This is a genomic window from Pyxidicoccus trucidator (assembly GCF_010894435.1).
In the GTDB taxonomy this organism is placed as follows: Bacteria; Myxococcota; Myxococcia; order Myxococcales; family Myxococcaceae; genus Myxococcus; species Myxococcus trucidator.
Genome location: NZ_JAAIXZ010000022.1, coordinates 109899 through 132692 on the forward strand (window position 1 = coordinate 109899; position 22794 = coordinate 132692).

22 protein-coding genes and 1 riboswitch are annotated in these 22794 nt (G+C 70.9%); of the genes, 13 read left to right on the plus strand and 9 right to left on the minus strand.

Features of this window, described 5'->3' with window-relative positions; translation table 11 throughout:
- Positions 1-73: 73 nt before the first annotated feature.
- The 5 genes from G4D85_RS40955 to G4D85_RS40975 all read right to left on the minus strand — a co-directional run bounded on the left by G4D85_RS40955 (position 74) and on the right by G4D85_RS40975 (position 5247).
- On the minus strand, positions 74-1249 hold the full coding sequence (locus tag G4D85_RS40955; protein ID WP_164019699.1) for a hypothetical protein: 1176 nt from the start codon (positions 1247-1249) through the stop codon (positions 74-76).
- 32 nt (positions 1250-1281) lie between these two features.
- Positions 1282-2706, minus strand: a complete 1425-nt coding sequence (locus G4D85_RS40960) for a sigma-54-dependent transcriptional regulator (protein ID WP_164019700.1) — start codon at positions 2704-2706, stop codon at positions 1282-1284.
- Positions 2707-2724: 18 nt separating this feature from the next.
- Positions 2725-3234: an OsmC family protein gene (locus G4D85_RS40965; protein ID WP_164019701.1), complete on the minus strand. Its 510-nt coding sequence runs from the start codon at positions 3232-3234 to the stop codon at positions 2725-2727.
- Positions 3235-3352: 118 nt separating this feature from the next.
- Positions 3353-4768, minus strand: coding sequence for an SLC13 family permease (locus tag G4D85_RS40970; RefSeq protein ID WP_164019702.1), 1416 nt, complete (start codon positions 4766-4768; stop codon positions 3353-3355).
- A gap of 47 nt (positions 4769-4815) precedes the next feature.
- A complete protein-coding gene (locus tag G4D85_RS40975) occupies positions 4816-5247 on the minus strand; it encodes a CBS domain-containing protein (protein WP_164019703.1) in 432 nt (143 codons plus the stop codon).
- A 226-nt stretch (positions 5248-5473) separates the two neighbouring features.
- Positions 5474-5583, plus strand: a riboswitch (TPP riboswitch).
- 40 nt (positions 5584-5623) lie between these two features.
- Here G4D85_RS40975 and thiC point away from each other — a divergent pair.
- Positions 5624-7498: a phosphomethylpyrimidine synthase ThiC gene (gene thiC / locus G4D85_RS40980; RefSeq protein ID WP_164019704.1), complete on the plus strand. Its 1875-nt coding sequence runs from the start codon at positions 5624-5626 to the stop codon at positions 7496-7498.
- Positions 7499-7637: 139 nt separating this feature from the next.
- Positions 7638-8027, plus strand: coding sequence for a DUF4870 domain-containing protein (locus tag G4D85_RS40985; RefSeq protein ID WP_164019705.1), 390 nt, complete (start codon positions 7638-7640; stop codon positions 8025-8027).
- Positions 8028-8123: 96 nt separating this feature from the next.
- Here the strand turns inward: G4D85_RS40985 and moaA are convergent, their stop codons facing one another.
- The 3 genes from moaA to thiO all read right to left on the minus strand — a co-directional run bounded on the left by moaA (position 8124) and on the right by thiO (position 11880).
- The gene (gene moaA / locus G4D85_RS40990; RefSeq protein ID WP_164019706.1) at positions 8124-9143 is read right to left on the minus strand and encodes a GTP 3',8-cyclase MoaA; all 1020 of its coding nucleotides are present in this window, start codon (positions 9141-9143) and stop codon (positions 8124-8126) included.
- Between the two features lie 79 nt (positions 9144-9222).
- Positions 9223-10464: an HD domain-containing phosphohydrolase gene (locus G4D85_RS40995; protein WP_164019707.1), complete on the minus strand. Its 1242-nt coding sequence runs from the start codon at positions 10462-10464 to the stop codon at positions 9223-9225.
- A gap of 297 nt (positions 10465-10761) precedes the next feature.
- Positions 10762-11880 (minus strand): glycine oxidase ThiO, encoded by a 1119-nt coding sequence (gene thiO / locus G4D85_RS41000; RefSeq protein ID WP_164019708.1) that lies wholly within the window; start codon positions 11878-11880, stop codon positions 10762-10764.
- Between the two features lie 331 nt (positions 11881-12211).
- Here thiO and hisG point away from each other — a divergent pair, with 331 nt between their 5' ends.
- The 10 genes from hisG (at position 12212) to G4D85_RS41050 (ending at position 20136) form a co-directional block, all read left to right on the plus strand.
- The gene (gene hisG / locus G4D85_RS41005; RefSeq protein ID WP_164019709.1) at positions 12212-13072 is read left to right on the plus strand and encodes an ATP phosphoribosyltransferase; all 861 of its coding nucleotides are present in this window, start codon (positions 12212-12214) and stop codon (positions 13070-13072) included.
- Positions 13069-14376, plus strand: coding sequence for a histidinol dehydrogenase (hisD, locus tag G4D85_RS41010; RefSeq protein WP_164019710.1), 1308 nt, complete (start codon positions 13069-13071; stop codon positions 14374-14376). The genes hisG and hisD overlap by 4 nt, the downstream gene beginning before the upstream one ends.
- Positions 14373-15413 carry a pyridoxal phosphate-dependent aminotransferase gene (locus G4D85_RS41015; RefSeq protein WP_164019711.1) on the plus strand — a complete coding sequence of 347 codons (1041 nt, stop codon included), beginning with the start codon at positions 14373-14375 and terminating at the stop codon, positions 15411-15413. Before hisD ends, G4D85_RS41015 begins: the two co-directional genes overlap by 4 nt.
- Complete coding sequence (gene hisH, locus G4D85_RS41020; RefSeq protein ID WP_164019712.1) at positions 15410-16003, plus strand: imidazole glycerol phosphate synthase subunit HisH; 594 nt, start codon at positions 15410-15412, stop codon at positions 16001-16003. The genes G4D85_RS41015 and hisH overlap by 4 nt, the downstream gene beginning before the upstream one ends.
- Positions 16000-16716, plus strand: a complete 717-nt coding sequence (locus G4D85_RS41025) for a 1-(5-phosphoribosyl)-5-[(5-phosphoribosylamino)methylideneamino]imidazole-4-carboxamide isomerase (RefSeq protein WP_164019713.1) — start codon at positions 16000-16002, stop codon at positions 16714-16716. The genes hisH and G4D85_RS41025 overlap by 4 nt, the downstream gene beginning before the upstream one ends.
- Positions 16713-17249, plus strand: coding sequence for an imidazoleglycerol-phosphate dehydratase (locus G4D85_RS41030; protein WP_164019714.1), 537 nt, complete (start codon positions 16713-16715; stop codon positions 17247-17249). Before G4D85_RS41025 ends, G4D85_RS41030 begins: the two co-directional genes overlap by 4 nt.
- The gene (gene hisF / locus G4D85_RS41035) at positions 17249-18010 is read left to right on the plus strand and encodes an imidazole glycerol phosphate synthase subunit HisF (protein ID WP_164019715.1); all 762 of its coding nucleotides are present in this window, start codon (positions 17249-17251) and stop codon (positions 18008-18010) included. The genes G4D85_RS41030 and hisF overlap by 1 nt, the downstream gene beginning before the upstream one ends.
- Positions 18007-18789, plus strand: a complete 783-nt coding sequence (gene hisN / locus G4D85_RS41040; RefSeq protein WP_164019716.1) for a histidinol-phosphatase — start codon at positions 18007-18009, stop codon at positions 18787-18789. Before hisF ends, hisN begins: the two co-directional genes overlap by 4 nt.
- Positions 18786-19403: a bifunctional phosphoribosyl-AMP cyclohydrolase/phosphoribosyl-ATP diphosphatase HisIE gene (gene hisIE, locus G4D85_RS41045; RefSeq protein ID WP_205525923.1), complete on the plus strand. Its 618-nt coding sequence runs from the start codon at positions 18786-18788 to the stop codon at positions 19401-19403. The genes hisN and hisIE overlap by 4 nt, the downstream gene beginning before the upstream one ends.
- 283 nt (positions 19404-19686) lie before the next feature.
- The gene (locus G4D85_RS41050) at positions 19687-20136 is read left to right on the plus strand and encodes a DofB protein (RefSeq protein WP_164019717.1); all 450 of its coding nucleotides are present in this window, start codon (positions 19687-19689) and stop codon (positions 20134-20136) included.
- A 12-nt stretch (positions 20137-20148) separates the two neighbouring features.
- Here the strand turns inward: G4D85_RS41050 and G4D85_RS41055 are convergent, their stop codons facing one another.
- A complete protein-coding gene (locus G4D85_RS41055) occupies positions 20149-21312 on the minus strand; it encodes a hypothetical protein (protein ID WP_240359802.1) in 1164 nt (387 codons plus the stop codon).
- An 80-nt stretch (positions 21313-21392) separates the two neighbouring features.
- On the opposite strand from G4D85_RS41055, the gene lpdA reads away from it, so the two are divergent.
- Complete coding sequence (gene lpdA / locus G4D85_RS41060) at positions 21393-22790, plus strand: dihydrolipoyl dehydrogenase (protein WP_164019719.1); 1398 nt, start codon at positions 21393-21395, stop codon at positions 22788-22790.
- The last annotated feature ends 4 nt before the right edge of the window (positions 22791-22794 follow it).

Sequence of the window (22794 nt, forward strand, 5' to 3'; positions counted from 1 at the left end):
CGATGTCCGTCGTATCTGTCAACGACGTGCGTCGTAGATGTCCTGGGCACGACGGCGCGCCCCCGCCGCGCGCTCAGGGAGTGGCGTCGGCGGCGGCCGGCGCGGGAGTCCCGGTGCGGAGCTTCTTGAGGCGGTCGAGGTCCTGGGTGCCGATTGCCAGCAGGATGCCGGCGATGTGCTTGCGGGGATACTCGCCCGGGAGCTCGCGCATCCACTGGGACGGGTCGGGCATGTCGCTGCCGGCGGCCGGCGCATCGTCCAGGGTTGCGCCGTGCTCCCAGATGGTTCGTGCGAGCGAGGTCGGGCAGGGGGCCGACGCGAGCTCCGCATCGAGGGCCTCGTAGGCCTGACGGTAGGGGCCCTCCGCGAAGGGCTTGAGGTAGCGGGCCATGCCGGTGGCCTCGGTCAGGCCGATGCAGCGGCTGAGGGCCGAGCCGCAGTGACGTGCCTTCCGGGCCACCGCGGTGGGCGCGGCGATGCTGGAGAAGGACATGCTGCTCCAGAGGACCGCGCGCATGCGCTCGTTCTGTTCGAGGCTCATCGGACGCCACTCCGGCGGTGGCGCCGTCATCGACTCGTGGGCCTTGCGCTCGATGCCGAGCAGGGCGGTGGCGATCATTGCCCCCAGCAGGGTGTCCGAGCGATACGCGAGCCACGCGAGGTGTCGCACGTCCCGCGCGGCCTCCACGGGCTGTCCGGTCCGGAGGCCGTGAACCAGCCGGAACTTCGCCCAGCTCTGCAAGGGGATGAAGTTCGGCACGGCGGCCGTCATGTAGGCGTACGGCTGCTGGAGGGGAGTGGGAGTGTTCTCGAGGGTGTCCCAGTAGTCATACGCGTGGAGCTGGCGCATCCAGCCGAAGTCCAGGGCGGAGAAGTCCACCTCCGACGCGAGCAGGTCGTCCCAGTCCTTCTTGCCCGCCAGCGACGCGGGAAGCTGGAGCGGGGAGTCCGCCGGCATCGTCGGCGCCGGATCCCATCCCAGCCAGGCATTGAGGAGGGGCCCCGCGTCGCCCCCGGTGCGCGGCTCCTGGAACCACGGGTCCGCGGCGAGCTGCTCCTGCTGCTCGCAGAACAGGTCCACGTTCGCGGTGAGGTCCTCGCGGAACGCATCGAGCTTGGGCTCGTACTTCCCGCGGAGCCACATATCGGCGCCCACCGCCGCGACGACGGTGAGCAGCAGGATGCTGCTCACAATCCACACCAGGACACGCACCACGCTGCCACGGGACGACCGGGGGTTCCGACGCATCCGGGAACTCTACCAGTGCCCGGCGCCGGTCCTCACCCCTCCGTCTCCGCCGCCAGGTCCTCGTCCTCGTCCGGCACGGCCTTGAGCTGCGTCCCGCCGCCCTGCATGCCGTACTCCTTGAGGCGGTACTGGATCTTCCGCACGCTGATGCCGAGCACCTCCGCGGCCCGCGACGTGGAGCCCTGCACCATCTCCAGCGTGCGGAGGATGGCCTCCCGTTCAATCGCCGCCAGCGTCGCGCCGGGGATGAGCGAGCCCTGCGCCGTGCCCGCCGGACGCGGCCCGCGCAGCACGGGCGGCAGGTCGTCCGTCGTCACCTCCAGCCCCTGTGCCAGCACCACCGCGCGCTCAATCGCGTTCTCCAGCTCGCGGATGTTGCCCGGCCAGTCATGGGACAGCAGCGCCTGGAGCGTGCCCGGCGCCAGCCCGCGCACCTCCTTGCCGTACGACTCGCCGTACTTCTCCAGGAAGTGGTTCACCAGCGCGGGGATGTCGCTCTTGCGCTCCCGCAGCGGCGGCAGCGTCACGCTCACCACGTTGAGCCGGTAGTAGAGGTCCTCGCGGAACCGGCCCGCCTTCACCTCCGCCACCAGGTCCCGGTGCGTCGCGGCGACGATGCGCACGTCCACCTTCAGCGTCTGCGTCCCGCCCACGCGCTCGAACTCGCGCGACTGCAACACGCGCAGCAGCTTCACCTGCACCGCCGGGGAGATTTCGCCAATCTCGTCCAGGAACAGCGTGCCGCCGTCCGCCAGCTCGAAGCGGCCCTCCTTGCGCGCCAGCGCCCCCGTGAAGGAGCCCTTCTCGTGGCCGAACAGCTCGCTCTCCAGCAGGTTCTCCGACAGGGCCGCGCAGTGCACCCGGATGAAGGGCTTGTCCTTGCGCGGTGACTCCTGGTGCAGCGCCTGGGCAATCAGCTCCTTGCCCGTGCCGGACTCGCCCAGGATGAGCACCGTGGCGCGCGTGCCCGCCGCGCGGCGCACGACGTCGTAGATGCCCTGCAGCGGCGGCGACTCGCCGATGATGTCGTGGAAGCGCCGCACCCGCGAGCGCACCTGGTCTCGCAGCGCCTCCGCCTCCTGCCGCAGGCTGCGCTTCTCCAGCGCCTTGCCCAGGATGACCAGCACCTGCTCGGCGTCCAGCGGCTTGAGCAGGAAGTTGTCCGCGCCGGACTTCATCGCCTCGACGGCGGTCTCCACGCTGGCGAACGCCGTCATCATCACGAAGGTGGCGTCGCTGCCCTGCTCGCGCGCCGTCTTGAGCAGCGTCAGCCCGTCCATCCGCGGCATGCGCACGTCGGTGAGCACCACCGCGGGGGAGAACTCGGGGATGCGGGCCAGGGCCTCTTCGCCGTTGGCGGCCTCGGCGACCTCGTAGCCCTCCTCTTGGAGGATGGTGGCAATCGCCCGGCGGGCATTGTCCTCATCGTCGACGACCAGGATTCGCTGTAGGGACATGGATGGAGGGCTCTCGGGTCAGGTAGCGGGAGGGCTCGCGGAGGAGTCCGCCCGGGTATCGCGGCCGGCGTCGGCGCGGACATGCCACGTCTCCACCACGGGCTCGATGCGAGGGGTGAGCTGGAGGATGGAGCTGGGGAAACAGTGCTCGGGCAGCTCGGAGAAGATGTGGCGCGCCGCCTCCGCGTCCGCGTCGGTGGGGACGGCGACGTGGGGGCGGACGATGAGGTCCGTGAACTGTGGCGGCCGGCCCGGGGCGGCCACCAGGCGGGCCATGGCGGAGCTCTGGTAGAAGAGCACCGGCACGTCCGCCTCGCGCGCCCGGTCCAGGAAGGCCAGCAGCGTGCGCCCCTCCACCGCGCCCACCAGCAACGACTCCGGCGCCCAGCGGCCTTCATCCGCCGTGCCCGGCTCGGCCAGCGGCCGGCCAATGGGCACGGGGGGCGCCTGGTCGCTCGTCAGGACGGCACCGCGCTCGCCCTGCCAGAAGAGACGCGTCTCGTACTCGGTAATCGTCACGGACGTCATGGGCCTGTCTCCCTCGCTGCCCTGGATGGGCAGTGCCCTTTCAACCCCTGTGCCGCGCCTGTGCTTCGTGCCGGAGCCCCTCTCGTCCCGAAGTACGAGGGGGCGGGTCGAGGGTAGCTCATGGCAGTCCGAAGAGACGTAGCACCGCGGTGCCGGTAAGGCTGACCAGCAGGCAGCCCGCCAGCATCAGCGGGAGGCCGAGCCGTATCAGCTCGGAGGAGTCGAGCCCCTCGCCCGCGGCCATGGCGTTGGGCGGGGTGCTGATGACGAAGGGGATGCCGAAGGAGCACCCCAGCGCCACGAGGATGGGCGTGGACGCCGCGGGGTGGAGCTGCACCGCCAGGGGAAGGAGGAGCGCCGCCGTGCCGGTGTTGCTCATCACCGCGGACAGCACCGCCGCCACCACCACCAGCACGCCCAGCTGCACCGACACCGGCCAGCCGCCCAGGTCCGAGCCGGCCAGCGCCCGCGCCACCAGCCCGGAGTGCTCCATCAGCCGCCCCAGGGAGATGCCTCCGGCGATGAGGAGGAGGGTGGACCAGTCCAGCCTGCCCAGGTCCTCGCGCTTCAGCAGGCCGCTGCCGAAGAGGAGCGCGGTGGCGCCCAGCGCCACCACCGGCGCGGGCATGCCGTGCAGGGGCTCGGACAGCCAGGCCACCACGCAGGCCGCGCTCACGCCCAGCACCCGGCGCCCGTCGCGCGTCAGGGGGCGGGGCTCCTCGGCGGGCAGCTCCAGCCGGCCGCTCAGCCGGAAGCGCAGCAGCACCAGCCCGAAGCCCAGCACCAGCATCAGCGCCGTGAGGGGCAGGGCCAGCGCCATCCACTCGGCGAATGTCACCCGCGAGTACGCGCTGGCGGCGGACACCGCGAGGGCGTTGGGGCCGCTGCCCACCGGCGTGGCCATGCCGCCGAAGTTGGCGCCCAGCGCCACACCCAGCAGCAGCGCGGGCCGCAGCGCCGCACCTGCGGGAGTCGCCTGGAGGATGGGCCGCAGCGCCGCGAGCATCATCGCCGCGGCGGCCACGTTGGACATCCACATGGACAGGAAGGCCACGCCGGCCATGACCAGCAGGAGCAGCAGCCGGGGCCGCCCGCGCGACAGCCGCACCACGTGGCGGGCCACCGCGGCGTCCAGCCCGTGCCGCATGGCCGCCACCTCCAGCGTGAAGCCTCCGAGGAAGAGGACCAGCACCGGGTCCATGCCCCACGTCAGCACCGAGGACAGGCGGTAGTCGGCGGCCAGCGGCTCCATCAGCATCGGCGTGGCGCCCATCAGCAGCAGGGTGGGGACGAAGGGCGGCACCACCTCCGTGAGCCACAGCACCAGACACGCCCCGCCAATCAGCACCGCGCGCGAGGCCACCGGGCCCTCCACGCCGAAGCCCGCCACGAGCGCCACCACCGCGAGCCCACTCATTGCCAGCGCGGGGCGCAGCCAGTCACGGCGCGGCGCACTCGCGAGGGCGTCCCCGACGAGCAGCGGAGCGGGAGGCGCCTCGGAGGCCGCGCCCGGCGGGGTGAAGGAGGAGGTCATGGGGCTTCACGCGGGACGCGGACGACGGGGGCGCAGCGGGTCGGGCTTCAGGCGCCGAACTCGGCGGACATCTCGTGCCGGTCGCGCTCCTCGATGAGGTACTGCGCGTACCGCACCAGGTCCGCCTCCGTGACGATGCCCAGCAGGTGGTGGTTGGCGTCCACCACCGGCAGGCAGCCGTACTTGTGCTTGAGCATCAGCGCCACGGCGTCCTTCAGCGGCGTGTCCGCGCGCACCGTGTCCACGTCGCGCGTCATGATGTCCGCGGCCCACAGCGGCTGCGACGCCGGGTCGGTGCTGTGGACGGAGGCCGCCCGGAGCAGGTCCCGGTGGGTGACGAGGCCAACCAGCTTGCCCTGCCGCAGCACGGGCAGGTGCCGGATGCGGTGGAGGCGGAGCAGCTCATCCGCCTTGGCCAGGTTCTGTGTCTCCTTGAGGGTGACCACCTCGCGGGTCATCAGCTCTCCAACAATCTGCATGTGCGGCGCTCCGGGGTTGGGATGTCCTCTGACGGGCCTCTTCCATTGCAGGTCCGGGGCCAGCTCAGGGTCCTCCTCGGAACACGGTGTTGCCCGCTCCCCGCGCGCGCAAGGTTTGCGCGAGCACCCGTGCCCCCGCAGGCTTTTCGCCCCCGCTGTCCGGTGGAGGGCTTTGGGCGGCACTGGCGCCGGGTTGAAGGCCGCCTTGCTGTGCGCTAAGTGCTCACCCTGTCGCTAGGGGTGCCCCTGGAAGGGGCTGAGACGGCCGTGCTGTGCGGCCAACCCTTGGAACCTGAACCGGGTCATTCCGGCGGAGGGAAGCGGCCCGGGGCTCCGCCCCTCGCCCGTCGCCCATCCGCCGCCGAGGAGATGCGAGATGAGCGGAGCGTCCAAGAGCCTGAAGGTCGATGGGAAGGTGTTGGAGGGGATCAGCCGGGGCCCGCTGCCGGCCTCGCGCAAGGTGTACGTGTCCGGCGCGCTGCACCCGGACCTCCGCGTGCCGGTGCGGGAAATCAGCCAGACGCCCACGCGCCATGGCCCCGGGCCGGACGCGAAGGTGACGGAGAACCCGCCCGTCCATGTCTATGACTCCAGCGGGCCCTATACGGACCCCTCGGCCACCATCGACCTGCGCCAGGGCCTGTCCCCGGTGCGCGAGTCCTGGATTCTCGGCCGGGGCGACACGGAGGAGCTGTCCGGCATCTCCTCGGAGTACGGCCGCGCGCGAGAGGCGGACCCGCGGCTGAACGGCCTGCGCTTCGGCCACCGCCGCAAGCCCCGCGTGGCGAAGCAGGGCGCCAACGTCAGCCAATTGCACTACGCCCGGCGCGGCATCATCACCCCGGAGATGGAGTACGTGGCCCTGAGGGAGAACCTCAAGGCCGAGGCCTCGCTCGCGGCCCAGCACCCGGGCCACTCCTGGGGCGCCTCCATTCCGCGCACGATTACGCCCGAGTTCGTGCGGGACGAAATCGCCCGGGGTCGCGCCATCATCCCCGCCAACATCAACCACCCGGAGCTGGAGCCGATGATCATCGGCCGCAACTTCCTGGTGAAGATCAACGCCAACATCGGCAACTCGGCCGTCACCTCCTCCATCGAAGAGGAGGTGGAGAAGATGGTCTGGTCCATCCGCTGGGGCGCGGACACGGTGATGGACCTGTCCACCGGCCGCAACATCCACGAGACGCGCGAGTGGATCCTCCGCAACGCGCCGGTGCCCATCGGCACCGTGCCCATCTACCAGGCCCTGGAGAAGGTGGGCGGCAAGGCGGAGGACCTCACCTGGGAGCTGTTCCGCGACACGCTCATCGAGCAGGCGGAGCAGGGCGTGGACTACTTCACCATCCACGCCGGCGTGCTGCTGCGCTACGTCCCGTGGACCGCGAAGCGCCTCACCGGCATCGTCAGCCGCGGCGGCTCCATCATGGCCAAGTGGTGCCTCACCCACCACCGGGAGAATTTCCTCTACACGCACTTCGAGGAGATCTGCGAAATCATGAAGGCGTACGACGTCAGCTTCAGCCTCGGTGACGGGCTGCGGCCGGGCTCCATCGCCGACGCCAACGACGCGGCCCAGTTCGGCGAGCTGGAGACGCTGGGCGAGCTGACCAAGGTCGCCTGGAAGCACGACGTGCAGACGATGATCGAGGGCCCGGGCCACGTGCCCATGCACCTCATCCAGGAGAACATGACGAAGCAGCTCGCGGTGTGCGGCGAGGCGCCCTTCTACACGCTGGGGCCCCTCACCACGGACATCGCGCCGGGGTACGACCACTTCACCAGCGGCATCGGCGCCGCGATGATCGGCTGGTTCGGCACGGCGATGCTCTGCTACGTGACGCCCAAGGAGCACCTGGGCCTGCCCAACCGCGACGACGTGAAGGAGGGCGTGATTACGTACAAGATCGCCGCCCACGCCGCCGACCTGGCCAAGGGGCATCCGGGCGCCCAGGCGCGGGACAACGCCCTGTCCAAGGCCCGCTTCGAGTTCCGCTGGGAGGACCAGTTCAACCTCTCGCTGGACCCCGAGCGCGCCCGCGCCTTCCACGACGAGACGCTGCCCGCCGAGGGCGCCAAGGTGGCCCACTTCTGCTCCATGTGCGGCCCCCAGTTCTGCTCCATGAAAATCACCCAGGACGTGCGCGACTACGCGGAGAAGCAGGGCGTCTCCGAGGATGTCGCGCTCAAGGCTGGCCTGGAGGAGAAGAGCGAGGAATTCAAGAAGGCCGGCGGCGAGTTGTATCGCTGAGGTGTGCGCCCGAGGACGGAAGGCCGGGACGACCCGTCAGATCACCTGTCCGAGACGTGACAATCGGAGCAGGTGCGTGTCATGGTAGGTGCGCAAGGGCGCGCTTTTCGCGCCCCAAGATATCTGGAGGGGACGTTCAATGGAGACTCCGCCGCGGGAGCAGATGGGCTCGTTCATCAGTGGCACGCCGATGCCGACCCAGGACGAGAAGACGATGGCGCTGCTGGCCCACATGGGCACCATCCTGGCCAACTTCGTAGGTCTGGGCTTCGCCGTGCCCCTGGTGCTGATGCTGACCAAGGGCAAGGAGTCCTCCTTCGTTCGCGCCCACGCCGTGGAGTCGCTGAACTTCCAGATCACCGTGTTCATCGTCGCGGTCATCTGCGCCATCACCATCTGCATCGGCATTGGCGCCATCCTGCTGCCCGTCGTCGGCATCGCCGCGCTGGTCTTCTCCATCATCGCCGGCCTGAAGGCGAACGAGGGCCAGCTCTACAAGTACCCGGTCAACATCCGGCTGGTGAAGTAGGTCGCACGGCACCGGCCCTCCTCACGAGGGCCCGGGCTCACGGGCGGGCACTGCGCGAAGGCGCGGGCCCGCCCGTCGTGTTTCCAGGGAACGGCTTCAGCCGCCGATGCCCATCATGGGCAGCAGCGTGGCGCCGTTGCCGGGCTCGGTGAAGCGGTGCCCGTCGGGCTTGTCGCCCAGGGCGCGGCGGACGGCCACGGCCAGCTCCATGTCGGTGGCACCTCCCCGGATGAGCTGATGCAGCGGCGCCTGTGCGCGCCCTCCCAGGCAGCTGCGCAGGTCGCCATTCGACGCCACGCGCACCCGGTTGCACCCGCCACAGAAGTTCTGCGTGAGCGGGGAGATGAAGCCCACGCGCCCGGCGGACGTGCGCCAGTAGCGCGCGGGGCCGGAGGTGGCGGAGGACGCGGCGTCGCCGGTCTCCTCGGGCTCGGGCTCCAGCGGCAGGCCCGCGGCCTGGAGGCGCTCGACGAGCTCCGCGGTGGGCACCGGCTTGCCCTGACCGAAGGGCATCAGCTCGATGAAGCGCGGGGTGATGCCGCGCGCGTGCGCGTACGCCACCAGCGCCGCGGCCTCGCCGTCATTCACGTCGCGCATCACCACGACATTGAGCTTCAGCGAGGCGTAGCCCGCCGCCGCCGCCGCGTCGATGCCGCGCAGCACCGCGTCGAAGTCACCCTGCTTGGAGATGCGTCGGAACGTCTCCGGGGAGAGCGTGTCCAGGCTCAGGTTGAGCTGGCTGACGCCGGCCTCTCGCAGCGGCACGGCCAGGGTGGCCAGGTGGCTCGCGTTGGTGGTGATGGCCAGGTGCTGGATGCCGGGCAGCGCGGAGATGCGCCGGGCAATCTCCAGGATGTCCGGGCGGATGAGCGGCTCGCCCCCGGTGAGGCGCACGCGGCGGATGCCCATGCTCGCGAAGACGGAGGTGATGCGCTCCAGCTCCTGGGCGGTGAGCAGGTCCTTCTTCCCCCCCCAGGAGGCGGGCGAGCAGTAGGCGCAGCGGAAGTTGCACCGGTCCGTCACGCTCAGCCGCAGGTACGTCATGCGCCGCCCCTGCGCGTCCAGCAGGGGCGGGGCGAGCGGATCCGGCGCGGGCAGTGGGAGGGCGGTCGTCACGGCAGGCCTGTCCTCATAACAGCCACTCCGGGGCCGGTCATCACTCTCCCAAGCCCCCCCGCGCGGAGACTTCCTCGACTCAACCTTCGGTGCCGGTGGCCGAGCGCTTGACGGGGTCCTTCACCTCGGGGCTCTCAGGCGCGGCGGAGGCGCGGCTGGGCGTCGGGGCGTCGGAGTCATCGTCCAGGTCGGTGAGCCGGGCCAGCTCGGCCTCGGCCTCGGTGGCCTCCAATTCCGCCTGGGGGAGCTGGAGCTTCTTCAGCTTCATCTCCTCCTTGATGCGGATGAGGCCCTCTTCACCGATGTCCAGGAACGCGCGCACCACTTCCGGGTCGAACTGCGTGTTGGCGCAGCGGCGGATCTCCTGGATGGCGTTGGCGAACGAGGTGCCCTTGCGGTACGGCCGGTCGCTCGTCATCGCGTCCAGCGTGTCCGCCACGGCGAAGATGCGCGCGCCGATGTGGATCTCGTGCCGCTGGAGGTTGCGCGGGTAGCCGGCGCCGTCCCAGCGCTCCTGGTGCGAGAGGACGATGGAGGCGGGCGTGTCCAGGAAGGGGATGGCCTGGATCATCTGGAAGCCGATCTCCGGATGCTTCCGCATCTCCATCCACTCGTCCGGCGTCAGCTTGCCGGGCTTGAGGAGCACCGCGTCCGGCACGCCAATCTTGCCGATGTCGTGCAGGAGCGCGCCGCGGCCAATCTCCTCCAGCTCCTTGCTCTGGATGCCCATGCGTGTGGCGATGGCGGACGTGTAGCTGACCACTCGCTGCGAGTGGTCGCTCGTCTCGTGCTCGCGCGCGTCCAGGGCAGCCACCAGCGCCAGCAGCGTGTTCTGGTAGGTGTTGGCGATGTCGCGCAGGGCGAGGCGCAGCTCCGCCGTCCTGTCGCGCACCTTGCGCTCCAGCTTCTTCTGGTAGCGCTTGCGGGCCATCTCGATGCGGCGCTTGGCCAGCGCGCGCTCGATGGCACGGATGAGGTCCGTCAGCTTGGGTGGCTTGAGGAGGTAGTCCACCGCGCCACGGCGCAGGCAGTCCACGGCGGACTCGGTGTCGCCGTAGCCGGTGAGCATGATGACGGAGGTGTCCGGGAGCCGCTCGCGCAGGTTCTCCAGGAGCCACAGGCCGTCCTTGCCCGGCATCTTCATGTCGCTGATGACGAGCGGAGTGTCCTCCTCGCCGGCGATATCCAGCGCCATCTCGGCACCACTCGCGACGACGCAGTTGTAGCCCTCCTCCCGAAGGAGGACGGAGATGACGTCTCGTACGGAGTCGTCATCATCGACGATGAGGATTCTGGGTGGGGCAGGGGGGATGGCTTCCACGGCGGTCGATTCTAGAGGTTTCCGGGTTTCAATGGCGAACGAGTACTGGAAATTACCACCCTTCCCGGGTTGACGGTTGATCCGCCAGTGGACAGGGAGGGCAGCCGACCGCTGCCGGAGGGTGGGGCAGCCAGGCACGCCCCACGCCTTGTTTCCCTCGGAAAACCACCTGGAGCGGCTGCCCGGCTGCCTGGGGTGGGGGCGATCCAGCCAGCCCTGGGAGGGTGTGTCCGCCCTCCGACCTCGGGGGTTGCCCTTACGGCCCCCGGGCCCTGTTGACCGGGGCGGTTTTTCGGGTCAGCCGTGGGCCCGGGCCTGGGGCCGGTCATACCGGAAGGGGGTGAGGTCCATGGTGGGCTTCTCGCCGAGCACCGCCTGCGCGACGAGCTTCGCGGTGATGGGGGCCAGGAGGATGCCGTTGCGGAAGTGACCGGTGGCGAGGAACAGGCCGGGCACGGGGCCCTCTCCGATGAAGGGGTTGCTGTCCTCCGTCCAGGGCCGGAAGCCCGCCCACGAGTCCGTCACCGGCGCGGACGCCAGCTCCGGGCACAGCTCCAGCGCCATGTCGAGGATGCGGGCCAGCCCCGCCGCCGTCACCTGCTTGTCGAAGCCGACCAGCTCCATGGTGCTGCCGGCGATGATGCGCCCGTCCGCGCGCGGCACGAGGTAGCCCTTCTCCGAGGTGACGACGCGCTCCAGCACCGGCAGCCGCGTCTGCAGCTGCACCATCTGCCCGCGCGCCGGCCGCACCGCCTTCGGCTCCACACCGGCGCCCTGCACCAGCGCGGACCATGAGCCCGCGGCCAGCACCACCGCGTCCGCGCGCAGCACCTCGCCGTCCAGGTCCACGCCCACCGCGCGGCCCTGCTCGTGCACCACGCCGCGCACGTAGCCGCTGCGGAACTCCGCGCCCACGCGGGCCGCGGCCATGGACAGCGCGCGCACCAGCAGCCGGTTGTCCACCTGGTGGTCGTCCGGGAAGTGCGCGGCGCCGAGCGCCTTCGGCGACAGTCGGGGCTCCAGCACCCGGGCCGCCGCGCCGTCCAGCAACTCCGCGCGCAGGCCCATGCCGCGCTGCCACAGCACGGTGGCTTCCAGGTGGTGCACGTCGTCTTCGTTGAAGGCCACGCGGAGCAGGCCGCACGGCCGGTAGGCCACGTCCACGCCGGTCAGCTCGCGCAGCTCGGAGGCGAAGGCGGGGTAGAGGCCCCGGCTGCGCAGGCACAGCTCCAGGAAGGGGCCCGGTCCGTCCGACTCCCACTGGGGGGCGAGGATGCCCGCGGCGGCGCTGGAGGCCTCCGCCCCGGGAATGGAGCGCTCGAGCACGGTGACGCGCACGCCCGCCTGCCGCAGCCGCAGGGCGATGCCGCACCCCATGATGCCCCCGCCCACGATGATGACGTCCGACAGTCGCATAGCGCCTGCTTCCTGCTCGCCCACACCGGGGTTTGCAAGCGTCCATTGAACCCCTGCCCCGCGGGCCCGGTTGACGGCGGGGGGCGTTCTGGTTACTGATGGAGCCGTGCTCCCTGCGTTCGTTCATCACCACCATGCGCATCATCGGCTCGGCCCGGACGGGTTCGATCGCCATGCGCATGCCTGGGTGAACCGCTAGAGCGCACCCACCCGGCACCTGCCGCGCAGCGACGAAGGCCCGTCCTCCCCAGGACGGGCCTTTTTTCGTTTCCGCGCACCCCTTTTCCCGCAGCCCTCCGCAGTTCCCCCGCAGCTCTCTAAAGGCCCACCCATGCTGCTGAAGATTGCCCTTCCCAACAAAGGTCGTCTCTCCGAAGAGGTGCGCGAGCTGTTCAACGACGCGGGGCTGGAAGTGAAGGCCCGGGGCGAGCGGGCCCTCACCGCGTCACTGGGCGGCGAGTTCGAGGCCATCTTCGTCCGCGCGCAGGACATCCCCGAGTTCGTCGCCGACGGCGCGGCGCACGCGGGCGTCACCGGGTGGGATTTGGTGAACGAGGCCGGGCGCGAGCTGGACCTCCTGATGGACCTCGAGTTCGGGAAGTGTCGGCTGGTGGTGGCCGCCCGCGAGGAGAGCGGCCTCGCCTCGGTGGACGACGTGAGGGACGGGAGCCGCGTGGCTTCATGCTTCCCGAAGCTCACGAAGGGGTACTTCGAGAAGCGCGGGCAGCGGGTGACGGTGGTGCCGGTGTCGGGCGCGGCGGAGATTGCCCCGCACCTGGGCATCGCGGACATCGTCGTGGACCTGACCTCCACCGGCTCCACGCTGAAGATGAACGGCCTGCGGGAAGTCGCCACGGTGCTGGAGTCCAGCGCGCGGCTGGTGTCCTGCAAGGGCAACGCCCCGGAGGCGCAGCGGAAGCTGGAGGAATTGAAGCTGGCGCTGGGCTCGGTGCTGGCGGCCCGGGGCAAGCGCTACCTCATGGCCAACGTGCCGAGGACGGCGCTCCAGCAGGTGCGCGAGGTGCTGCCGGGCCTTAACGGGCCCACCGTGGTGGACGTGCTGAATGGCGGCAACTTCGTGGCGGTGCACGCGGTGGTGCCCTCGAAGACCATCTACCGCACCGTCAACGCGCTCAAGGCCCTGGGCTGCGAGGGCATCCTCGTCACCCGCATCGAGAGGTTGATGGCATGATTGCCTCCTCTTCCATCCTCAGGTACCGCGGCCCGCTGTCCGCCCTGTCCTCGGAGGACCGCCGCCGGTTGTTGAATCGGGTGGGCGGCTCGGATGCGCGCGTGGCCTCCCGCGTGAGTGAGCTCATTGCCCGGGTGCGCGACGACGGCGACCGGGCGCTGTTCGACCTGGCGCGCCAGTTTGACCGTGTGGAGTTGACGGCGCTGGAGGTGCCGCGCGAGCGCTGCGAGGCGGCGCTGGCCTCGCTGGACTCGACGGTGCGCGAGGCCCTGGCGCGCGCGGCGCGCAACATCGCCCGGGCGCACGCGGCGCAGAAGCCGAGCACGGTGGAGGTGGAGACGGAGCCCGGCGTGCTGGTGGGGCGACGGCCGGATCCGCTGGGGCGCGTGGGGGTGTACGCACCGGGAGGCCGGGCGGTGTACCCCAGCAGCGTGCTGATGGGCGTGGTGCCGGCGAAGGTGGCGGGCGTGGGCGAGGTCATCGTCTGCTCTCCACCGGGCCCGGACGGGCTGCCCCACGCCAGTGTCATGGCCGCGGCGGCGCTGGCGGGCGCGGACCGCGTCTTCTCGCTGGGCGGCGCGGGCGCGGTGGCGGCCATGGCGTACGGCACGGAGACGGTGCCCCGCGTGGACCGCATCGTCGGGCCGGGCAACGCGTACGTGGCCGAGGCGAAGCTCCAGGTGGTGGGCACGGTGGCGATTGAAGCGCCCGCCGGCCCCAGCGAAATCCTGGTGATTGCCGACGGCACGGCGAGCCCGGACGCGGTGGCGCGGGAGATGCTGGCCCAGGCCGAGCATGACCCGGAGGCCGCGTGCGTGACGCTCGCGGTGGGCGAGGTGCTGGCGGACGCCATCGCCCGCTCGGTGGAGCGGCTGGCGCAGGGGGCGAAGCGGTGGGAAATCGTCACCTCGGCGCTGGGCTCTCGCGGCGCGGTGCTGAGCGTGGCGTCGCTGGACGAGGCGTGGCCCTTCGCGGCGGACTTCGCGCCGGAGCACCTGCTGCTCGCCACCACCTCGCCTCGCGAGGACCTGGCGCGGGTGCGCAACGCGGGCACCGTGTTCCTGGGTGAGCGCTCCTCGGTGGCCTACGGCGACTACATGACGGGCTCCAACCACGTCCTGCCCACGGCGGGCCTGGCGCGGGCGTACTCGGGGCTCAACCTGTTGGACTTCTACCGGTGGACCACCTACCAGCGGGTGGAGGGACAGGCGGCAGCGAACCTGGCCGAGGACGTGGGCGTCCTCGCGGACAACGAGGGCCTCTTCGCTCACGCCGACGCGGCCCGGGCCTGGAGGCGCGTGTGATTCCCACCCGGACCTCCTACCGCGACATCCCTCTCTACTCGCCGGCGAAGAAGCCGTGCCGGGTGGACCTGAGCGACAACACCAACCTCTTCGGCACCCCGCCCGCCGCGCAGCGCGTGCTGCGCGAGGCGGGCCTCCGCGCCGTGACGGGCTATCCCGCGGGCTACTCGCCGGAACTACGCCGCGCGGTGGCCGCGTACGTCGGCGTGGGGCCGGAGGCGGTGACGACGGGCTGCGGCTCGGACGGCATCATCGACAGCGCCATCCGCGCCTTCCTGGAGCCGGGCGAGGTGCTCGCCTTCCAGGACCCCACCTTCGTCATGGTGCCGCTGTACTCGAAGATGAACGCGGTGAAGCCCGCGCCGGTGCCGCTGCGGCCGGACTTCGACGTCGACGCGGACGCGCTGCTGGCCACGGGGGCGAAGGTCATCTACCTGTGCTCGCCCAACAACCCCACCGGCACGGCGCTGTCTCGCGCGGCGGTGGAGCGCGTGGTGGAGCGGGCGCCCGGCCTCGTCATCATCGACGAGGCCTATGCCGAGTTTGCCTCCGGGCCGGGCTTCCTGGACCTCGCGCGCACGCGGCCCAACGTGCTGGTGACGCGCACCTTCTCCAAGGCGTATGGCCTGGCGGGCATGCGGGTGGGCTGGGCCGTGGGCGCCCCGGCGCTGGTGGCCGAGGTGGAGAAGGCGCGGGGCCCGTACATGCTCACCGCCCTGTCGGAGGCCATGGCCACCGCGGTGCTCACCGAGGACGGCGACTGGGTGAAGGCCCGGGTGGCGGAGGCGGTGGCCAACCGTGAGCGGCTGCGCGGCGAATTGGTGGAGCTGGGGCTGCGTCCGCTGCCCTCTGAGGCCAACTTCCTGATGGTGCCCCTTCCGGGCGCGCCGAAGGTGGCGGAGCGGATGCGGGAGCGGGACGTGAATGTGCGGGCCTTCCAGGGGCTGACCGGGGTGGGGGACGCGCTCCGGATTGGCAGTGGCCCCTGGCCCCTCTTGGAGACGGCGCTGGCGGCGCTGCGGGAGTCACTGCGATGAGAGTCACCCTGTTCGACTACGGAGCGGGCAACCTGCACTCGCTGGCCAAGGCGCTGGCCACGGTGGAGGGCGCGGAGGTGCGCGTGCAGGAGGACCCGGTGCGCGCGCTGGACACGGACGTGCTGGTGCTGCCGGGCGTGGGGGCCTTTGGCGCGTCGGCGGCGCGGCTGGAGCCGGGGCGTCAGGCCATGCGCGACGCGCTGGAGGCGGGCCTGCCGTGCCTGGGCATCTGCCTGGGCATGCAGCTGCTCTTCGACACCAGCGAGGAGGGCGGAGGCGCCGGCCTGGGCTACTTCTCCGGGAAGGTGACGCGGCTGGCCTCGCGGCGGGTGCCGGAGATTGGCTGGAACACCGTGGAGGACGACCGCACGCTGGCGGGCGCGAAGCTGGACACCGTGTACTACGCGCACAGCTTCGTCTGCCGCGCGACGGACCCGTCAGTCGTCACGGGGTGGACGACGCACGAGGAGGACCGCTTCCCCGCGGCGGTGCGCCGGGGGAAGGTGGTGGGCGTGCAGTTCCACCCGGAGAAGTCCTCCGTGTCGGGCGTGGCCTTCGTGCAGGCCTTTCTCAAGGAGGTGGCGCCGTGATTGCCATTCCAGCCATCGACCTGCGCGAGGGCGCGTGCGTGCAATTGGTGGGCGGCTCGTACGACGCGGAGAAGGTCCGGGTGAATGATCCGCTGGACGCGCTGAGGCAGTGGCGCGGCCATGGCTTCCGCACCTTCCACGTGGTGGACCTGGACGCCGCGCTGGGCAAGGGCTCCAACGCGGACAGCATCTTCCGGCTGACCTCGTACGAGCGCGGCCTCACCTTCACGGTGGGCGGCGGTGTGCGCGACTCGGACCGGGTGGAGGCCGTGCTGGAGGGCGGCGCATCCTCCGTGGTGGTGGGCACGCGGGCGATTGAAGACACGGCGTGGCTGTCGGAGGTGTCGGGCCGCTTCCCGGGCCGCGTGGTGGTGGCGGCGGACGTGAAGGGCCGCGAGGTGGTGACGCGCGGCTGGACGGCGGGCAGCGCGCGGGACATCCGCGACGTGCTCGCCGCGCTGGAGCCGCTGCCGCTGGCGGGGCTGCTGGTGACGGCGGTGCACAAGGAGGGGCAGCTGTCGGGCGTGGACCTGCCGCTGATGCAGGAGGTGGCGAGCACCAGCCGCCACCGGCTCTACGCGTCGGGCGGGGTGACGACGCTGGAGGACCTGAGGGCGCTGGCGGCGGCGGGCGCCTACGGGGCGGTCATCGGCATGGCGCTGTACACGGGCAGGCTGGACGCGCGCGCGGTCGCGCAGGAGTTCGCGGGATGACCACCGTCACTCGGGAGACGAAGGAGACGAAGATTCACGTGGAGCTGACGCCCGGCAAGGGCGTCACCCAGGTGGACACGGGCCTGAAGTTCTTCGACCACATGCTGGCCACCTTCGCGCGCTACGCGGGCCTCGACTTGAAGCTGCACGCGCGGGGCGACCTCACCCACCACCTCATGGAGGACGTGGCGATTACGCTGGGCACGGCGGTGCAGCAGGTGATTCCCGCCACGGCGGCGCGCTTCGCGGAGCGCACCATTCCCATGGACGACGCGCTGGTGCAGGCGTGCCTGGATGCGGGCGGCCGCTTCTACTACCAGGGCCCGCTGAAGAACCGGCTCTACGAGCACTGGATGCGCTCGTTCAGCGAGCACGCGAAGGTGACGCTGCACCTGCGGGTGCTGCGCGGCAAGGACAGCCACCACGCGACGGAGGCCGCGTTCAAGGCGCTGGGGCTGGCGCTGCGCGACGCCATGGTGGACTCGGGCACGGTGTTCAGCATGAAGGGCTCCGTCGCCCTGGAGGTGAAGTGATGCTCACCCGGCGACTCATCGTCTGCCTGGACGTGAAGGGCGGGCGCGTGGTGAAGGGCGTCCAGTTCGAGGGCCTGCGCGACGTGGGAGACCCGGTGGAGCTGGCCCGGCGCTACGAGCAGGAGGGCGCGGACGAGGTGACCTTCCTGGACATCTCCGCCAGCGCCGAGGAGCGCGGCACCCTGTGGGATTTGGTGCAGCGCACCGCGGAACGACTGTTCATTCCGCTCACCGTGGGCGGCGGGGTGCGCACGGTGGACGACGTGGGCCGGGCCCTGCGCGCGGGCGCGGACAAGGTGAGCATCAACTCGGCGGCGGTGGCCAACCCGGCGCTGCTGACGGCGTGCGCGGAGCGCTTCGGCGCCCAGTGCGTGGTGGCCAGCATCGACGCCAAGAGGGAGGACGGGCGCTGGCGCGTCTACACCCATGGTGGCCGCAAGCCCACGGACCTGGACGCGGTGGCCTGGGCCCGTGACTGCGTGGCGCGTGGGGCGGGGGAGGTGCTGCTCACCAGCATCGACCGGGACGGGGCGCGCAGCGGCTATGACCTCGAGCTGACGCGGACGGTGTCCGAAGCCGTGGATGTGCCCGTCATCGCCTCGGGTGGGGCGGGCAGCGCGGACCACGTGCGGGACGCGCTCACGCGGGGCGGTGCGGATGCGGCGCTGGTGGCCGGCATCCTCCACGACGGCGTCACCACGGTGGGCGCCATCAAGTCGCTGCTCCGCGAGGGCGGCCTCCACATCCGGAGCGGGACATGAACGACAGACAGGGACTGATGCAGGCGGCGGCCGAGGTGGCACGGAAGGCCGGGGACGTGGCGCTTGGCTTCTTCCGGGGCGGCATCGCGGTGGACACCAAGTCCGACGGCACGCCGGTGACGGTGGCCGACCGCACGGCGGAGCAGGCGGCGCGCGACTGGCTGGAGGCCCGCTTCCCCGAGGACGGCATCCTCGGCGAGGAGTTCGGCGAGACGCGGCCGGGCGCCGAGCGCCGGTGGATTCTGGACCCCATCGACGGGACGAAGACGTTCATCCGCGGCGTGCCGTTGTGGGGCACGCTGGTGGCGCTGGCGAAGGGTGAGCGCATCCTCGTGGGCGCCGCCTACTTCCCGGCCGTCGGGGAAATGCTGGTGGCGGCGCCGGGGCAGGGCTGCTTCTGGAATGACAAGCCGACGCGCGTCTCCACGCAGTCGGAGCTGTCGAAGGCAGTGCTGCTGTCCACCGACGAGCGGTTCCTGCTGCACCCGGAGCGGGGCGAGGCCTGGCGCGGGCTGGCGAAGGAAGCGGCCATGGACCGCACCTGGGGTGATTGCTACGGCTACCTGCTGGTGGCCACCGGGCGCGCGGAGGTGATGGTGGACGAGGTGCTGTCGCCCTGGGACGCGGCGGCGCTGCAGCCCATCATCGAGGAGGCCGGCGGCGTGTTCACCGACTGGAAGGGCAGGGCCACCTCCTTCGGCGGCGACTGCATCGCCACCAACGGAGCGCTGTCGCGGGTGGTGCGCGGGCGGCTCGGCTTGAAGGAGGGCCTGCGATGACGGCGGTGACGCTGGACGTGGACCGGCTGGACTTCACCAAGGGCGGCGGCCTGGTGACGGTGGTGACGCAGGACGCGGGCACCGGGGACGTGCTGATGGTGGCGCACGCGGACCGCGAGGCGCTCGAACGCACGCTGTCCACCGGGGAGATGCACTACCGCTCCCGGACGCGGGGCCTCTGGCACAAGGGCGGCACCAGCGGGAACGTGCAGCGCGTGGTGTCGCTCAGCGCGGACTGCGACGGGGACGCGGTGCTGGCGCGGGTGGAGAAGGCGGGCCCCGCCTGCCACACCGGCGAGGAGACCTGCTTCGGCCCTGGCCGCTGGGACGCGCTGGCCGCGCTGGATGCCACCATTGCCCGGCGCGCCACGCAGGCGCCCCCTCAGGGGGAGAAGCCGAGCTACACGCGCCGGCTGCTGGACGACCGCAACCTGCGCCTGAAGAAGGTGGGCGAGGAGGGCGCGGAGCTGGTGACGGCGTGCGCGGATGCAGACCGGGAGCGCGCCGTGGAGGAAGCGGCGGACGTGCTCTACCACGTGCTCGTCGCCGTGAAGCCGCTGGGCCTCACCCTGGAGGACGTGAAGGCCGTCCTCGCCCGCCGCGCCTCGCGCTGAACTTTCTTCGCGCCCCGAGCGCATCCGTTCCTGCCGCTGGGGTCGGGACTTTCCAGCCTTCCTGAGACATGGCGGTGTTTCAGGGGCAGTGTCACCCCCGACCCGGACGGTTTTGTCCGCCAGGACTGCAGCGTGACAGCGTGGCTGCCACTCAGTGGATCAGGGTGAGTGCTCACTCTCTTCAATGATGGGAGTGTTCCTGCTACACATTCGGGCGCACGGCGCAGTGGAGAACGCCGGCCGGGCGCTTGCACACCAAACCGTCCGCCTCACCGGAGGCATCGTGAACGGCCCCACCTACAAGGCTGAAGTCATCGACCGCGTCATCTTCTCCCGCTGGGAGAATCCTCCGACGAAGGAGGACGTCTCGACGATCCTTGCGCAGATGCAGGAGTCCGCGAAGCGGCTCAACTCGAACCTCATCTACGTCGCTTCGGTCAGCCCCAAGTCGAAGGTGCCCGACGCGCAGGAGCGCGCCATCCTCAACCAGTTCCTGCTGGAGGCCCGCCGCACCTGCGTGGATCAGATGTGGCTCATCTATGAGGGCACGGACCTGCAGCACAACCTCCAGCGCGTCATCATCTCCGGCGTGCTGATCCTCACGCGCACCTTCGACAACTACCTGTCGGTGGCGAAGTCGAGCGACGCCATCGTCCAGGACGTCAGCGGAGTGCTGAAGAAGGACGCCGCGCCCATCTTCGCGATGGCCAAGGAGAAGGGTCTCCTCGGCTGAGCCTCCCGGCGCCTACCTCGCGCCGGTGATCTCCAGCTCCTTCAGCTCCACGTCCGAGCGCTCCGGGAAGACGCTCACCGCGTCCACGTCGACGAGCGGCACGGTGGGCGTGCAGAGCTCCCACTGCCCCGTGCCGCGGAAGCGGCACAGGGTGGGGTTCACGAAGGAGAAGCCGCCTTCCGGGTCCTTGAGCCCCACGCCCTGGGGTGTGCGGACGATGGCCCTCAGCTCGCCGGGCCCGGTGGCGCGGATTCGGATGGACGCGAGGTGCTTCAGGTTGGGCGCATAGCCCGCCCGCAGGGCTCCGTCCGCCGCCCACCGCTTGTCGGGGGCGGCGTTGCTCACGGGGACGCCCGTATTCACATCCCCGTCGAAGGCGTGCCTCCGGGGCTCGGCCCCCGTCACCTGATCCGGCTCCACGGGCGCTGTCTCCACGTTGGAGGCGGTGACCAGCGCCACCAGCTTCGGGGCTGCCTGGAGGCCCTGCTGCGCGGCGGCGGCCCGCAGCACCGCGTCCGGCAGGTGGTCCGCCTTCGCACACAGCGGCGCCAGCTCCGCCAGCAGCGCTCCCACCGCGGGACTCACCGGCGTGCCGGACTGGGCGGCCGGCGCGAGCCCCAGCCGGACGAGCGAGTCGCAGGCGGCCTCCGTGCCCTGCTTCCCGGCGTGCTCCAGCGCCCAACGCAGCTCCGCCAGGGCCGCCGCGTCCGGCACTCCGCCGACGGCCGCTGCCAGGAAGGCCTGGCCCACGCTCTGGGCGCAGGTGTTGGCGGCGGGCGGGCAGCGCTCGCACAGTGAGGCGAGCAGTCCACGAAGCGGGGCGGCCTCACCAGCGGCGAGGGGGGCCCGCACGGAGAGCGCGGCACCCAGCTCACAGGCGCGGCTCGGAGGCTGGGGGCAGGCCTCCAGCTTCTGGCGGGCGTCGGCCTGGACGCGGGCGTCCTGGGGCGCCCGGAGGGCGTCGTTGAGGGCGCGCTCCACGGGACGGCACTCGGGGGAGGGCACCAGGGGGGAGGCCGGGGTGGCGGACGGGGCCTTGCCAGCCGCGTCATTCCGGGCGCGCTCCTCCGACTGTGCTCCGGGCGACGCATCTCGGTGTGTCACCCAATAGAGACGGGCGAAGGCGGCCAGCGCCACCAGCATCAGCAGCAGGGTTCGGAGTGGGAAACGGCGCACGAGCAAACTCCTTGATTCCAACCGGGACCGGGGGTTATCAGCCCCCCCGGGTTCCATCCGCAATAGTTACGGAGGCGTGCGTGGCTGAGACGTTCGACGTGGTGATCATCGGTTCGGGCCCTGGCGGCTACGTGGGAGCCATTCGCGCGGGTCAGCTCGGGCTGAAGACGGCCATCATCGAGAGGGACAAGCGGCTGGGCGGCACCTGCCTCCACCGGGGCTGCATCCCCACCAAGTCCCTCCTGTGGACCGCGGAGCTCTTCCACCACGTGAAGGAGGCGGCCGACTTCGGCATCGACGTGTCCAGCCCGACCATCAACTGGGCGAACGCGATGAAGCACAAGAACAAGGTCGTCACCAAGGGCGCGGGTGGCATCGACTTCTTGATGAAGAAGAACAAGGTGACCGTGGTCAAGGGCCATGGCCGCATCGCGGGGAAGGGGAAGGTGGAAGTCACGGCCGAGGACGGCTCCAAGCAGATCCTGGAGGCGAAGAACATCATCATCGCCACCGGCTCGGTGCCCAAGTCCCTTCCCAACGTTCCCGTGGACCACAAGCGGGTGATGAACAGCGACTCCATCCTGGAGATCGACCGCATCCCCAAGAGCATCATCGTCCTGGGCGCCGGCGCGGTGGGCTGCGAGTTCGCCTCCGTCTTCAACCACGTGGGCAGCAAGACCTCGATTGTCGAGTACCTGCCCGCGCTGCTGCCGATTGAGGATGCGGACATCTCCAAGGAGCTGGAGAAGCTCTTCAAGCGCCGCGGCATCGACGTGCACACGGGCTCCGCGGTGGAGAAGGTGGAGCACACGGCGGACGGCGTTCGCGTCACCATGAAGGTGGGCAGCGAGACGAAGACGCTGGAGGCGGAGATCCTCCTGTCGGCGGTGGGCCGCGCGCCCGTCACCGAGGACTGCGGCCTGGACAAGACGAGCATCAAGCCCGAGCGCGGCTTCATCAAGGTCGACTCGATGATGCGCACCACGGAGGCCAACGTGTACGCGGTGGGCGATGTCATCCCCACGCCGATGCTCGCCCACATGGCCAGCGCCGAGTGCGTGGTGGCGGTGGAGCACATCGCCGGGAAGAACCCGCAGCCCATCAACTACGACCTCACGCCCTCCGCCACGTACTGCTACCCCGAGGTCGCCTCGGTGGGCCTGACGGAGAAGAAGGCCAAGGAGCGTGGCTACGACGTGAAGTTCACCATCGCCCCCTTCGGCGCGGTGACGAAGGCGTCCATCTCCAACGAGGCCATCGGGATGATCAAGATCATCTCCGACAAGAAGTACGACGAGGTGCTGGGCGTGCACCTCATCGGCCCGCACGCCACCGAGCTGCTGGCCGAGGCGTGCGTCGCGCTGAAGCTGGAGATCACCACCGAGGAGCTGGCGGGCACCATCCACGCGCACCCCACGCTCTCGGAGATCATGCACGAGGGCGCCGAGGCCACGCTGGGCCACCCGCGCCACTTCTAGTCGC